The following is a 14,341-nucleotide window of genomic DNA, read 5'->3' as shown; positions in this document are numbered from 1 at the left end:
CGCGGATTTTACCTTAAGAGGACGAGTGTCCGCTTCGCGAACATCTGTTTCTTCAAGCCTAGCTGCGGTGCGTTGGTCTGCTCGGAGCCCAGAACAGTCGCTCCATAAGACATCAATCGGAGCCTGCAGCCGATGCGGTAAGAAGAGAATTAGAGGGCTGGAGCGGTTCCAGTTTTCTTTTCCAGTGACCGCAGTACAACAATCATGTAAGCGGAAAGACCGGCCGCGAAAAAACACCAAATCGATGTAAAAGCGTGGGACGCGAAGAAAAAGCCGACCAAGACTGAGATCAGGATAAGAAGTCCAAAAACTCTGATTTTAGGGTGAGAAGACAACAGCAGCGGGACACAGATGATCACGGCATATATCACCCGCGCCACCATTTTGCTCGTTTCATTAGTGAACATCTCCGGATTCAAATAACGGATCGAATTGTGAATGAGGTCAATCTGCAGAATGCTTGGATTCAACATGATAGGCAGGTACAAGAGCGACCCTCCAGCAATGCCCAAAACTGTAAAGGCGATGAAGAGGCGTTGCCGAAAACGGTACGGCTCGCAAGCAGCAGCTGAAAATGGCACCCAAGTTGGCCAAAACCAGTACGCAAAGAACAGAAAAACCATCGCCGCTGAGACACTTTCATAACCTTGGTGCTTTTCAATTCCTAGCCACACAAAACCTTCCGCAACCTGCTGCATTCCAAAGAAAAGTGGATAAGTCGCTAGCGGTAAGATACGTACACCGACCCGCCAAGCAAGCGGAATTGTGATCGCGCTACTTGCGATCAAGACGCCGCCTACAGCAAAACTGGCATTTGCAGAAAAACACATACTCTTACAACTTTAGCACGCTTTGTCTTGCACGTCTCGTAGCAGCAAATTGGCTCGACAAATCACCCTAAACTGTCCCATTGGCGCTGACGTCAGACATCTTCGTCGCAAGTATCACCTCGGTTCAATGCGGACCTGGAAACGGGTTTCTTGATTGTCACTTTTTCCGTCCAAAGCGACCATTATTTCAAACAGACAGGGAATGCGTAGAGATGGCTTTTTAGATTAATAATTCCGTTAACGTTCGGTATAGGCCAAATCCTGCTCCCGCAACCAATTTATCTCGAATTATCAAATATATAAATCGACGGTATTCCCGTATCGTCGGACTTTCCGCGTTTACATCAACGTCACATCAACGCCAAAACAGAAAACCAGGAACCGAGTGTACAGCCTCGTCCGGGATGTTCCTGCTCCCATGTAGAGGCGATCTGCGCGAGGTGTGATGGGCAGCTTTCTCTGCAGATAAGGGTAGATTTGCCATTGGGTCTTCTCCTCGCTTGCAGCATCATGCCGCCGTCGCGCGGGAAATCCACTTATCCAGCTGTTCAGATTTCCGGAACCACCTTTGTTCAACGCCTCTATGCTGGAGCTTCAATGCGACCGTATCCGCTTTGCGCCCGCAGTATATGAAGACAGGGGGTGACATCGCTGCCAAACAGGGCCTTTCCATCTGGTTCATGAAGGACGGAACAACCGAAGCGCGAGTCCTTCCAAAAATGGAAGCAACGCGAAACTCATTTCGGTTCCGCGTGCTTTTCTCTGGTCCCGATCCCGGCAGGGTCTTGTACGCCCCGACCCAAGGCAGCCAAATCGGAATACCGGTCGCCGATGCGATGATGCGGTCGCCCGCGCGTTGCTGCCCCGAGCGCGACCACCAGTTCGTCACAGGCGGGCGCGTCATAGATCGAAAACTGCACTGTCAGGTAATGCGAGCGGCGCCCTGTATCGTGCTTGTCCATCAGCGGGATCTGGATCTGCGTGTTGGCGGGGCCGCGCGTGTTGGTAAAGCCCAGATAGCTTTTCGCGCCCACAGCCTCGCGATAGAAATTGCCGAATTGCAGCGTGTGGATCAGCGCCGAGGCGTGTTCGACCTCGCAATTGGTGCCCGAGATACAGGCCTTGCCATAGGCCTCGATCGCGTCACCCGATCCGGCCAGCGCGATCAGGCGATCGGTCAGAAACTTGCCCAGAACCGGCGCCATGCGGCGGATCTCGGGCGAGAGATCCTCGACAAAGCCGCGCCCCGCCCAGGGGTTGGCCACCACCGCCGCGACCCCGATCATACGCAGGACCGGGTCGGCGGCGCGTCCGCCCTCGGTGTGAATATCTTCGTCGAAGGTGACGACTTTTCTCAGTTCCGGAAGCATTGGGTTCTCCTGTCAAACGGTGTATTCGGTGTGATCGGCAATCGAATGGACGATGCCGCTGCGTTCGGTGCCGTGGTAAATCCCGAAACTGCCATGGCGGTATTCGCGTTGATAGCGCGCCAGCATCGAGCGTTCGGTATCGTTGGCGACCTGATCCAGCGGCAGCGCGGCAAGGTCGTGATAGCGCATACCCTCGGGCGCGGCGCCGCTGACCGTGCCGTGGTAGACGATCGAATGCGCGCCAGTCTGGCTGTTCTGGAACACGGCATAAAGGTGGTCGAGCCGGGCGGTCAGGCCGCGACTGTCCATGTGCCGCACAAAGCCCGCGACCGTGTTGTCGCCTGTCGGCGCCTTGGGAACCGTCAGCGTGCCTTCCGGCCTCTCCTCCAGCAGGATCCGCTCACCTTCGGCCAGGACAGCGGCGATGACCCCGTTTGCGTCCTTGGTCGCCGCGTCGGCCAGCCGGTTTTCCAGCCCAAGGTCGAAATAGGCGCCGTTGTGGAAACCAAGCGGTTTGCTCTCGGTCACGTCGTGGTTTAGCACGCGCCCAATCAGGATCAAGTGATCGCCTGCATCGACCAGCTTGTGACGGGCGCAGGCAAATGTCGCAAGCGCCCCGTTAATCAGCGGCAGCTCATGCGGGCCTGGATGCCAATGGGTGCCGGCGAATTTCTCGGTCGAGCGCGAGGCGAACAGGCCCGAGATCTCTTTCTGCGCATCCGACAGGATGTTGACCGCGAAATGCGGCGCCTGGACAAAGACATCGCAGCTATGTGCAGTCTTGGCGAGACAGACCAGCAGCAGCGGCGGGTCGAGCGAGACCGAGGTGAACGAATTGGCGGTAAAACCGCGTGGCGTACCATCCTCTTGCCGGGTGGTGAGTACCGTCACCCCGGTGGCGAACTGCCCGAAGGCGCGGCGCAGGTCGCGCCGGGCCTCGTCGTCGAGCGGCGCGCTTTCTGCCAGCGTGTCGAGGAGCGCGTCATGCTCGCCCAGCCGTGGCGGAGCAGGTAGGGGAGGCGCCGCCTGCCCGGCAAAGCGCAACGGATTGGCGGCCACGGTCCAGGGGGCATGGCCGGGTTCGGGATGGGGAACATGTGCCAGCATCTGCCGCGCCACGACATGCGGATCGGCGGTGATATCGGCCACCGTGTTGAGCGGGCCAAAGGGAACCTGACCACCCAGCAAGCCGGTCAGGTCCGCCTTGTTGCGGGTGGCGGTCCAGCCCGAGAGGATCGCGTTGATCTCGCCCGCATGGGCGGACCTCCCCGCACGGGTGGAAAACCGCGCATCGCTGCCCAGGTCGGGCCGGTTCATGATCGCGGTCAGCTTTTGCCAGAAACTGTCATCGACAATGCCCAGTGCCACCTGACCATCGGCGGCGGGAAACAGGCCAAAGGGCGCCAGCAGCGGGTGACCGTTGCCCTCGGGGCCAGCTACCTGTCCGGTCATGTCATGCAGATAGACCATCCGCTCGCACATCGAGATCATCGCGTCATACATGGCGACGTCGACGAACCGCCCCTTGCCGGTCGCCTCGGCCTCGCGCAGGGCGGCGAGAATGCCAAAGGACATCATAATGCCGGCAAAGATGTCGCCGATGCCGGGGCCGACCTTGGTGGGCGTGTCGGCATCGGGGCCGGTCATCGCCATCAGCCCGCCCATCGCCTGCGCCACCACGTCATAGGAGGGCCAGTCGGCATAGGGGCTGGCCCCGGTGCGCGGGTCGCCAAAGCCGCGAATGGCGGCGTAGACCAGCCGGGGATTGGCCTCGGCGAGCGATTCATAGGACAGCTCGAGTCGGTCCATCACACCGGGCCGGAAATTCTCCAGCACCACATCCGCCGTTGCCGCCAGCCTGCGAAAGGCAGCCTTGCCCTCGGGCGATTTCAGGTTGAGGCGGATGCTTTTCTTGCCCCGGTTCAGGCTGACGAAATAGCCCGCCCAGTCATGGCCCGGATCGTCGGCGCGATAGGGGCCGTTGTTGCGGCTGGTGTCGCCGCTGCCGCCCTCGATTTTGATGACCTCGGCGCCGTGATCGGCCAGGAACATGCTGCAATAGGGGCCGGACAACATACGGCTGAGGTCCAGCACGCGTATCCCCTTGAGGAGGGTGCTGCTCATCCGGTCGTCTCCTTTGGCAGGCTATCCAGAAACCGGCGCAGCGGGGTGTTGACGGAGGCCGGGTCCTCGGCCAGTGCCATGTGGCGCAGTCCCGACAGGATCAGCGCCTGCGCGCCCTTGATCTCGGCAGCGATGGCGCGGGTCATCTCGGGGCCGTTGCCATAATCCTCGTCCCCGGTGATCACCAGCGCCGGGCAAGTGAGCGGCGGGACAGGGGCGGTGATCTCGTTGATACCCTCGGCCAGAACCCGGTAGATTCGGTGATAGACCTCTTTGCGGTTTGCCGTGACCCAGCCGCGCACGGTCTCCATCATCGCCGGGTTGGCCGCGCGGAAACCTTCGGTGAACCAGCGCTCCAGCGCCGCCTCGACCGTTGAGTGCGGACCCTCGTCGCGGGCCTGCTCGACCCGTGCCAGGATTGCGGCCTGCGCCTCGGCGCTGCGTTTATGCGGCGAATGCAGGATGACCAGCGCGCGCGCGCGGTCGGGGCAGTCCTGCGCAAACCGGCGCGCGATCATACCCCCTAGCGAAAACCCGGCGATGACCGCATCCGCGATACCGCAATGATCGAGCAGGCCCTTAAACTGGCGCGAAAAAAGCGACAGGCTGGGTGCCTCGGGTGGATCAACCGAGTCGCCATGGCCGTAAAGGTCATAGCTGAGCACGCGATAGCCATCGGCCAGCGCCGGGCTGGTCCATTGCCAGCAGGCCCGGTTCAGCCCCAGGCCATGGATCAGCACCACGCAGGGCGCATCTGCCGGGCCGGTAATCTGATAGGCGGTGCCGTCAGGTGCTACCGACATCAGCCCTCTCCCCCCAACGGCTTGTAGGCAATCACCTCGACTTCGACTCGGGCATCCACCAGCAGATCGCTGACCACGGCCGAGCGGGTCGGCGGGTCGTGCGGGAAATACTTACCGTAGACCGTGTTGAAGCCGGGGAAGTCGCTGCGGTCGCGCAGCCAGACCATCGCCTTGACCACATCGTCGCGGGTGCAATCGGCCAGAGCGAGGGTGGCGGTAATGTCGTCAAGCACGGCGCGGGTCTGCTCCTCGACTGACCCGGTGGTCATCGGCACACCGTCCTGCATCGGGATCTGGCCGGTCAGAAAGACAAAATCACCGGCCCGGATGGCGCGGGACAGCGACAGCACCCTGTCACCGATTTCGAGGGGTCCGCCGATCACCTGTTTCTTGCTGCTGGTCACGTTCGCATCTCCTTTTGCGGCCAGCCTGCCCTGATCCCCAATCCTCAGCTTAAGAATTTTCGACACATGGATGCCGATTTTTCGCACAACTCATCGCCGATTCGCCGCTTTGTATGAGACGAGAGACAAAAAGGGAGGACCAAGATGGCCGATATCCAGAGCTATCGGATGCTGATCGACGGCGCTTGGGTCGATGCCTCGGACGGGGCGTTGTTCGACAGCACCAACCCCGCCGACGGCAAGGTGTGGTGCCGGATCCCCAAGGCCACCGAGGCGGATGTGAACCGGGCGGTCGAGGCAGCGCATCGCGCCTTTACCTCGGGGCCATGGGCCAGAATGACACCGACCGAGCGGGGCAAGCATCTACGGCGGTTGGGCGATTTGCTGGCGGACCGGTCCGAGGAACTCGGCCGGATCGAGTCGGTGGATACCGGCAAGATGCTCAAGGAAACCCGCTGGCAGGCGAAGTACATTGCCGAGTTCTTTCACTTTTTCGCAGGCTGCGCCGACAAGGTCAGCGGTGAAACGCTGCCGATCGACAAGCCGGACATGTTCGTCTTTACCAAGCGCGAACCGCTGGGCGTGGTGGCCGCAGTGGTACCTTGGAACAGCCAGCTCTTCCTTGTCGCGGTCAAGATCGGCCCGGCCCTGGCGGCAGGCAATACGGTTGTCCTGAAAGCCTCGGAACATGCCAGTGCCGCGATGCTGGAATTCGGCAAGCTGATCGAAGAGGCCGGTTTCCCGCCCGGGGTCGTGAACATCGTCACCGGCCATGGCGAACCCTGTGGGCGGGCGCTAACCGGGCATCCGCTGGTGGCACGGGTCTCGTTCACCGGTGGGCCGAATGCCGCGCGCCACGTGCTGGAAAACGCCAAGCGCAACTTTGCCGAGGTCTCGCTGGAACTGGGGGGCAAGTCGCCCTTTATCGTCTTTGAGGACGCCAACATCGAAAGCGCGGTCAACGCCTCGATTGCGGGCATCTTTGGCGCCACGGGGCAAAGCTGTGTCGCCGGGTCCCGGCTCTACCTTCACGAGGATATCGCCGATGAGTTCCTCGACCGGATGGTGGCACAGGCACGCGCCATCGTGATCGGAGATCCGCTGGCAGAAGAGACCCAGATGGGGCCGCTCTGCACCACCGGGCAGCTTGCGCATATCCAGCGCGAGGTCGCCCATGCGCAATCCGAAGGCGGCACCGTGCTGACCGGCGGCAAACAGCCCGAGGGGCTGGGCGGCCTGTTCTACGAACCTACGATCATCGACTGCCCGCGTCAGGACCTGCGCATCGTCGATACCGAACTGTTCGGCCCGGTTCTGAGCGTTCAGCGTTTCCGTACCGAAGAAGAGGTTCTGGCGCTGGCCAATGATTCCGAACACGGGCTGGCGGCGGGGATTTTCACCCGAGACAGCGCCCGCTCTCTCAGGATGGCGGGCGCCGTGCGCGCCGGGATCGTCTGGGTCAACACCTATCGCGTGGTCTCTCCCATCGCCGAATTTGGCGGCATCAAGGGGTCCGGCTATGGCCGCGAAAGCGGGTTCCAGGCGATCTACGATTACACCCGGCCCAAGACGGTTTGGATGAACACATCTGACGAACCCATGGCCAACCCCTTTGTCATGCGCTGAGCGAGAGCCCGGAAAGGAACACGGACAATGAAATTCCAACTTGCCATCAACCTGGAACGGATCGACGACAGTCTCGACATGAACGATGTCGCGCGCCACACGCTTGAAATGGTGCAAATGGCCGAAGAGGGCGGTTTCGACATCGTCTGGGCCGCCGAACATCACGCCATCGAGATGACGATCGCGCCGAACCCCTTCCAGATCCTGACCTGGTGGGCCGGAGAGACCAGCAATATCAGGCTGGGCACGGCTGTGGCGACCGCGGCCTATTGGCACCCCATCAACCTAGCTGGCGAGGCTGCGTTCCTCGACCTGATCAGCGGCGGGCGGCTGGAATTCGGCATCGGTTCGGGCGCTTATCAGCGCGAGTTCGACCGGATGAAACCGGGGCTGAAACAATCCGATGCCTGGCGCTATATGCAGGAAATGCTGCCGGTGGTGCGTGAATTGTGGAAGGGCGATTATGCCCATGACGGCGAGTATTGGCAGTTCCCGACCTCGACCTCGGTACCCAAGCCGGTGCAGGCCGACATGCCGGTCTGGGTCGCCGCACGTTCGCCTATCACCTATGACTACGCGGTGCGCAACCGTTGCCATATCAACTGCTGGCCCTTGACCCGGCCCTTTGCCGAGGCGGAACTCTACAAGCAGCAGTTGGACGAGGCCATTGCCAAGGCCGACAACGGCTGGTCGCCCCGTTTCGCGTTGATGCGCCATGCCTGCATCTATGACAATGCCGCCGACCGCCAACAGGCGCTGGACGCGATCCGGCGACTGCTGTCGCAATTCGAGAACCTGTTCCGCAATGCCGGTGACGTGTTCAATGGCTTCCCCGCCGCGCTGCCGCTGGACCAGATTGCGGGCCGCGAGCAATACGACCCCGAGATGCTGGAAGAGAACCTAATGTTCGGCTCGCCCGAAACCGCGATTGCCAAGCTGAAACGGTACGAGGACCTGGGCGTGAACGAGTTCATCTATTACGCCTCGATGGGGCTGGATCATGATGCGCAGAAACGCTCGCTGAGGATGTTCAGCAATGAAGTCATGCCGGAATTCCGGTGATGGAGGAGACCCCGATGAGCGAAGGAGTCAGCACCCGCCGCGATGGCCATGTCCTCGAAGTCACGCTGTTTCGTGGCAAGGTCAACGCCATCGACGTGCCGACCAGCCAGGCACTGGCGACGGCGTTTCAGGAACTGCACGAGGACAAGGAATTGCGCTGCGCGATCCTGACCGGTGGCGGCGACAAGATCTTCAGCGCGGGCTGGGATCTGAAGGCGCTCAACGCGGGCGAGATGCAGCTTGATAACTGGTGGGAGAGCGACGACTACGGGTTCGGTGGCTTTACCGGCCTGACCGAAAACTGGTCGCTGAACAAGCCGGTCATTGCCGCGATCAACGGTCTGGCTATCGGTGGCGGTTTCGAAATGGCGATGGCCTGCGACCTGCTGATCGCCGCTGATCATGTGGAATTCGGCCTACCGGAAATGCCGCTGGGGATCGTGCCGGATGCGGGCGCGCTGCAACGTCTGCCTAGGCGCATACCGCATAACATCGCGATGGAGATGTTCCTGCTGGGCCGCCGTATGTCCGCGACTGAGGCCGCCCACTACGGTCTGGTCAACAAGGTGGTGCTTAAGGAACAGCTGATGGATGTGGCGCGCGAATGGGCGGCCTCGATCGCTTGGTCGGCGCCACTGGCCATGCAATTGGTGAAAGAGGTTCAGCGCGAGATCGAATGCGTGCCGCTGGAACAGGCGTTCCACAAGATGCGCACCGACCCGATGCCGACCTATCGCAAGATGTTGAAATCCGACGATGCAGCCGAAGGCGTGGCCGCCTTTGTCGAGAAACGCGAACCCAGGTTCAAGGGCGAATGATGTATCCAGATTCTACCTCGATCACCCGTGTCGCCAGCATCGGTGGCGGCCCCATTGGCGGCGGTTGGGCCGCGCATTTTCTGGCACACGGCTATGACGTCACCAGCTATCTGCACGACCCGGCCGAGGAGGCCGCGTTTCGCACCATTCTCGATACCGCCTGGATCAGCCTGACCGCGCTGGGCCTGGCGCCCGGTGCCTCGCTCGACCGGCTGAGCGTCGTCCATGATCTCCACGCGGCGGTCGAGGGTGCGGGGTTCATCCAGGAAAGCGCGCCCGAGAATCTGGAGACGAAACAGGCGCTTTATCACCGGCTGGGGCGCATCGTGCCCGAGAATGTGGTGATCGGGTCCTCGACTTCGGGGCTGATGATGACCGACATCCAGGCCCAATGCAAAACACCCGGACGCACAGTGATCGGGCATCCGTTCAACCCGCCTTATCTGTTGCCATTGGTCGAGATCGTGGGCGGAGAGAAAACCGACCCCGCGGCGGTAGAATGGGCAGGCGAATTCTATCGGGTCGCGGGCAAGGAGCCGCTGATGATGAAGAAGGAGATCCCCGGCTTTGTCGCAACGCGCCTGCAAGAGGCGCTGTGGCGCGAGGCGCTGCACATGGTTGCCAATGGCGAGGCCACGCCCGAGGATATTGACGTCGCACTAATGAACGGCCCGGCGCCGCGCATGGTCAGCCAGGGGCAATGCATGGCGTTTCACGTCGCCTGCGGCGCTGGCGGCATGGCCACCAATCTGGACCAGTTCGGCCCGGCGCTGAAACTGCCATGGACCCGGCTCACGGCGCCGGAACTGACGCAGGAGTTGCGCGACCGCATGGTCGATGGCTGCAACGCCGTCGCCGGCGACCGGCATTTTGCCGACATGGCGGCACAGCGCGACCGCGAGATCGTCGCCGTGCTCAACGCCCTTCGCGCGGCACGAGCGGCGCGTTAGCGCGCCTCTCTCCCGAATTCAGCGCGTGTAGAAAATCCGACAGGGTGCCGGGCCAGGTCGGGGCCGATTCGTTCGAGGGCCAGGCCTCGCGATAATCCGACGGTCGACGGCCAAAGAACTTGCTGAACGAATACGAGAAATGTGACAGAGTGTTAAAGCCGGAGGCGGTGGCGATTTCGCGCACGCTGAGTTCGGTAGCGATAAGCAGGACGCGCGCATTCTGCAAGCGGCGTAGCAGGCCGAACTGAACCACGGTACAGCCTACATGTTTCTTGAACTGCCGCTCCAGCTGGCGCTGTGACACGTCCAGCGCGGCGGCGATCTGGGGCACGGTCAGCGGCTCTTCGATGTTGCGTTCGATTAGGGTCATCGCCTGCCGCACCAGAGGCAGGATCGATTCCGTCCCGCGTCCCATGGTCCGGCGCTGCGAGGAGGACCCCTTGCGGATCGGGTTGTGCAGCATCTGGTCGGCAATCTCGCCCGAGAAACTGGCCCCGTGCGACTGCTCGATCAGCCGCAGCATCAGGTCGACACCCGCCATGCCGCCAGCACAGGTCAGGATGCGCCCGTCGACGGTAAACAGCTGTTCGACCACGGAAATCTGGTCGAACTTCTCCTGGAAACCGTTGATCCACGACCAATGGGTCGTGGCTTCCTTGCCATCCATCAGGCCGGCACGGGCGACCAGATAGCAGCCCAGCTCGACCGCGCAGATGCGTTCGCCCTGGCGCGCGCGCTTGCGCAGCCACGAGGCCAGCGCCTTGTTCTGGTAATGCTCGCCCCCCCAACTGGCCAGCACAAAGACCTGATCGGCCGGTGCGGTCTGGTCCGGCTCGATATCCAGCTGAACCCGCACGCCATTGCTGGCGCCCAGGTTCAGCCCGTCGAACGATGTGACTTCCCACGAGAACAGCCGCTCGGACGACAGGTAATTCCCGATCCGCATGGTTTCGATCATCGTGATCAGGGTCGTCAGGTTGAACCGTGGCACCACCACAAAAACCGAATGGACCTGGCCTCTGTCCTGGGGGGGCAACAAGTCGAGTTGCATTATGCTTCCTGTCACTACATTTACTTGCATCTTATCAATATTTTTCGACATCGACACCTGAAATGCGGCGAATAATCGACAGATTTTGGGGGGATCGGGCCAGCACACTGGGAAAAACAACAGGGAAAAAATCGCATGAACCACGATGTCGTGCTGACCTGCGCCGTTACCGGCGCCGGGGACACAACCGGCAAAAGCCCGCATGTCCCGGTCACGCCCAAGGCGATTGCCGAGGCGGCGATCGAGGCCGCCAAAGCGGGGGCGGCGGTTGTCCATCTCCATGCCCGCGACCCCGAAACCGGCCAGGGCTCGCGCGATCCGAAACTGTTCAAGGAGATTGTCGACCGGGTGCGCGACAGCGGCACCGACGTGGTGATCAACCTGACCGCGGGCATGGGCGGAGACTGGATCTCGGACCCCGCCAATCCGGCCATGCCCGGACCGGGCACCGACATGATCGGACCCGAGGCGCGGCTGGCCCATATCGAGGAATGCCGCCCCGATATCTGTTCGCTGGATTGCGGGACGCTGAATTTCTCGGATACCGACATGATCTATATCTCGACCCCGCCGACGCTGCGCCGGATGGCCGCGCTGGTGCAGGAATGGGGGGTGAAGCCCGAGCTGGAAGTGTTTGATCTGGGCCATATCCGCTTTGCCAAGGCGATGATCGCCGAGGGGCTGATCGACGCGCCGCCGATGTTCCAGCTGTGCCTGGGTATCCCCTGGGGCGCGGATCAGGATGTCGAAACCATGGTGGCGATGAAATCGCAGCTGCCTGCGGCGGCCAGCTGGGCCAGTTTCGGAATTGGTCGCGGCCAGATGCCAATGGCCGCCGCCGCCGTGGCGCTGGGCGGCAATATCCGCGTCGGGTTGGAGGACAACATCTATCTCGAACGCGGCGTTCTGGCGACCAACGGCCAGCTGGTGACCCGTGCGCGCGAGATCGTCGAACGCATGGGCGCGCGTCTGCTGACACCGAATGAGGCCCGCGCCAAGCTGAACCTGCGCGGGGCGGAGGGGTAGATGGCCGACGCGTTCTCTGGCGGCAGCCTGCGGATCGAAGGCGTGTCGAAATATTTCGGCGCGTTCCGGGCTGTCAACGCGGTCGATCTGGAAATCCGCAAGGGCGAGTTCCTCACCCTGCTTGGCCCTTCGGGCTCGGGCAAGACGACGCTGTTGATGATGATCGCGGGGTTTCTGGACATCACCAGCGGCGATATCGCGCTGGACGGAAGCTCGATCGCCGATGTGCCCGCCGAGAAGCGCAACTTTGGCATGGTGTTCCAGGGTTATGCCCTGTTCCCGCATATGACCGTGCGCGACAATATCGGCTATGCGCTGAGCGTGCGCAAACGGCCCGAGGCCGAGATCCGGGCTCGTGTCGACGAGATGCTGGAACTGGTTCAGTTGCAGGATTTCGCCAACCGCAAGCCCGGCCAGCTGTCTGGCGGTCAGCAACAGCGAGTGGCGCTGGCGCGGGCGCTGTGTTTCGCGCCGCCGGTCCTGCTGCTGGACGAGCCGCTGGGCGCGCTGGACAAGAAATTGCGGGTCGAGGTGCAGGAGCAGCTCAAGGACATTCACCGCCGGGTCGGTACGACCTTCATCTATGTCACCCATGACCAGGAAGAGGCGCTGTCGATGTCCGACCGCATCGTCATCATGCGCGACGGTGCCATCGAACAGGTGGGCTCTCCGCAAGAGCTGTACGAGCGGCCCGCAACCCGTTTTGCCGCCAGCTTTCTGGGCAAGTCGAATTTCATTCACCAGAACGGCCGGGCCTATGCGCTGCGCCCCGAGAAGATCGACATTCACCTGGGCAGCGGTCACCCGCAGGCCCGGCGCAGCGGAACCATCACCAGCATCACCTATTTCGGGTCGATGCAGCGGATCATCGTCGAAACCACCGAGGCCGAACAGATCGAGGTGGATATCGACGTCTGGCGCAACCGGCAGCCCCTGCATGAGGGCGAGACCGTCGAGCTGAGCTGGCAGGACGCGGCGGCGGTGGAACTGAACGAAAGCTGAAAGAGTACCTGAAGAACGCCGGAAAAGGCGTCGCAACAACCGCCCGGCAAGGCCCCGGGCATCTGACACGGAGGACGAAATGCAAGACAAGCAATTCATGAAGGAAATGCTCACCGAAAGCGCCCATGCCTACAAGGAAGGGCGCATGGACCGGCGCACCTTTCTGGCGCTTTGCGGTGCCTCGGGTATAGCCATGAACGCCGTACTGGCGGGCGATGCGCAGGCGGCGGCCGACCATGTGGTGATGTGGAACTGGGGCGGCCAGTCTGTCGAATGCCACGGCTCGGCCATTGGCGAGGCCTTTACCGCAGCCACCGGCAAGGGGGTGAAATTCGACACCTCGGGCCCGCTCGAAGGCAAGATCAAGGAGATGGTGGACAGCGGCAACGTGACCGCCGATGTCGCCGATGCCGACCTGTTCAACGCGGTGTCGCTGGGGCCGACTGGGCATCTGGAGCCGATCGACTATTCCATCGTCAGCAAGGACAAGACCCTACCGGGCTATGCGCTGGAACACGGGGTCTCGGTGATCCTGTATGGCTATGCCTTCGTCTATGACACCGAAGCCTATGGCGACAACCCGCCCAAGGATTGGAAGGACTTCTTTGACACCGCCAACTTCCCAGGCACGCGGGCGCTGTACAAATGGGCCAACGGCTCGCTCGAGGCGGCGCTGATGGCCGATGGCGTGGCGGGCGACGCGCTTTATCCGCTCGACATGGACCGCTCGCTGAACAAGATCAGGTCGATCAAGGATGACAGCATCTATTGGGGCTCGGGTTCCGAGGTGCATTCGATGGTGGTCAACGGCGAGGTCACCATGGCCATGATCTGGCAGAACCGCGGTCGCAACATCGAGAACGATACCGATGGCCGTTTCAAGCTGGTCAACAACCAGGCCATGGCCATGCCCGGCGCCTATATCGTGCCCAAGGGCAACCCGGCGGGCCGCGAGGCGGTGATGCAGTTCATCGCCACCGCGCAGGAGGTTCCCGCGCAGCTCAAACTGCTCGACTGCCTTGGCATGACGCCCTCGAACCCGGCGGCCTTTGGTGAAATCCCCGAGGATCAGCAGCCCTATGCCATCACCTCGGCGATGAATATCGACAAGATCGTCTATAACGACCCGACTTGGTGGGGCGAAAATGGCGGTGACGCGGTGAACGCCTTCCTTGAGGCGATCAGCTAGGGTCAGGATTCATAACCAATAGATGACGGTTGCGGCCAGAGCGATGGCTGAGAGGAAGACCTTGGGACAGCGATCATAGCGTGTCG

General features: G+C 61.8%; 13 protein-coding genes. 7 read left to right on the top strand and 6 right to left on the bottom strand.

Features of this window, described 5'->3' with window-relative positions; genetic code table 11:
* Positions 1 to 149: 149 nt before the first annotated feature.
* From ACR0ID_RS19795 to ACR0ID_RS19775, 5 genes are all read right to left on the bottom strand, one after another.
* Positions 150 to 830 carry a DUF6629 family protein gene (locus ACR0ID_RS19795; RefSeq protein WP_480521568.1) on the bottom strand — a complete coding sequence of 227 codons (681 nt, stop codon included), beginning with the start codon at positions 828 to 830 and terminating at the stop codon, positions 150 to 152.
* Between the two features lie 737 nt (positions 831 to 1,567).
* Entirely contained in the window at positions 1,568 to 2,200 is a 633-nt protein-coding gene (locus ACR0ID_RS19790) for an amino acid synthesis family protein (RefSeq protein WP_480608200.1), read from the bottom strand.
* Positions 2,201 to 2,212: 12 nt separating this feature from the next.
* On the bottom strand, positions 2,213 to 4,324 hold the full coding sequence (locus ACR0ID_RS19785) for a CoA transferase (RefSeq protein ID WP_480608197.1): 2,112 nt from the start codon (positions 4,322 to 4,324) through the stop codon (positions 2,213 to 2,215).
* The gene (locus tag ACR0ID_RS19780) at positions 4,321 to 5,127 is read right to left on the bottom strand and encodes an alpha/beta fold hydrolase (RefSeq protein WP_480608194.1); all 807 of its coding nucleotides are present in this window, start codon (positions 5,125 to 5,127) and stop codon (positions 4,321 to 4,323) included. The genes ACR0ID_RS19785 and ACR0ID_RS19780 overlap by 4 nt, the downstream gene beginning before the upstream one ends.
* Entirely contained in the window at positions 5,127 to 5,618 is a 492-nt protein-coding gene (locus tag ACR0ID_RS19775; protein ID WP_480608191.1) for a RidA family protein, read from the bottom strand. The genes ACR0ID_RS19780 and ACR0ID_RS19775 overlap by 1 nt, the downstream gene beginning before the upstream one ends.
* 57 nt (positions 5,619 to 5,675) lie before the next feature.
* On the opposite strand from ACR0ID_RS19775, the gene ACR0ID_RS19770 reads away from it, so the two are divergent.
* Genes ACR0ID_RS19770 through ACR0ID_RS19755 form a run of 4 tightly spaced genes read left to right on the top strand, consistent with a single transcriptional unit; the run spans position 5,676 to position 9,987 of the window.
* Positions 5,676 to 7,157, top strand: a complete 1,482-nt coding sequence (locus ACR0ID_RS19770; protein ID WP_480608188.1) for an aldehyde dehydrogenase — start codon at positions 5,676 to 5,678, stop codon at positions 7,155 to 7,157.
* Between the two features lie 27 nt (positions 7,158 to 7,184).
* Complete coding sequence (locus ACR0ID_RS19765; RefSeq protein ID WP_480608185.1) at positions 7,185 to 8,219, top strand: LLM class flavin-dependent oxidoreductase; 1,035 nt, start codon at positions 7,185 to 7,187, stop codon at positions 8,217 to 8,219.
* 14 nt (positions 8,220 to 8,233) lie between these two features.
* Positions 8,234 to 9,037: a carnitinyl-CoA dehydratase gene (locus ACR0ID_RS19760; protein ID WP_480608181.1), complete on the top strand. Its 804-nt coding sequence runs from the start codon at positions 8,234 to 8,236 to the stop codon at positions 9,035 to 9,037.
* On the top strand, positions 9,037 to 9,987 hold the full coding sequence (locus ACR0ID_RS19755; protein ID WP_480608178.1) for a 3-hydroxyacyl-CoA dehydrogenase NAD-binding domain-containing protein: 951 nt from the start codon (positions 9,037 to 9,039) through the stop codon (positions 9,985 to 9,987). The genes ACR0ID_RS19760 and ACR0ID_RS19755 overlap by 1 nt, the downstream gene beginning before the upstream one ends.
* On the opposite strand, the gene ACR0ID_RS19750 is transcribed toward ACR0ID_RS19755, so the two are convergent.
* Entirely contained in the window at positions 9,953 to 11,038 is a 1,086-nt protein-coding gene (locus ACR0ID_RS19750; RefSeq protein WP_480608175.1) for a GlxA family transcriptional regulator, read from the bottom strand. The genes ACR0ID_RS19755 and ACR0ID_RS19750 overlap by 35 nt on opposite strands.
* 135 nt (positions 11,039 to 11,173) lie before the next feature.
* Here ACR0ID_RS19750 and ACR0ID_RS19745 point away from each other — a divergent pair, with 135 nt between their 5' ends.
* The 3 genes from ACR0ID_RS19745 to ACR0ID_RS19735 all read left to right on the top strand — a co-directional run bounded on the left by ACR0ID_RS19745 (position 11,174) and on the right by ACR0ID_RS19735 (position 14,255).
* Positions 11,174 to 12,064 (top strand): beta-keto acid cleavage family enzyme, encoded by an 891-nt coding sequence (locus ACR0ID_RS19745; protein WP_480608172.1) that lies wholly within the window; start codon positions 11,174 to 11,176, stop codon positions 12,062 to 12,064.
* Positions 12,065 to 13,066, top strand: coding sequence for an ABC transporter ATP-binding protein (locus ACR0ID_RS19740; protein WP_480608170.1), 1,002 nt, complete (start codon positions 12,065 to 12,067; stop codon positions 13,064 to 13,066).
* Between the two features lie 79 nt (positions 13,067 to 13,145).
* Entirely contained in the window at positions 13,146 to 14,255 is a 1,110-nt protein-coding gene (locus tag ACR0ID_RS19735) for an extracellular solute-binding protein (protein ID WP_480608167.1), read from the top strand.
* Positions 14,256 to 14,341: the final 86 nt, after the last annotated feature.

The organism is Ruegeria sp. AL2, assembly GCF_056540845.1.
The sequence above is the reverse complement of the archived record's forward strand: the minus strand, read 5'-3'. Positions and strand labels throughout refer to the sequence as shown.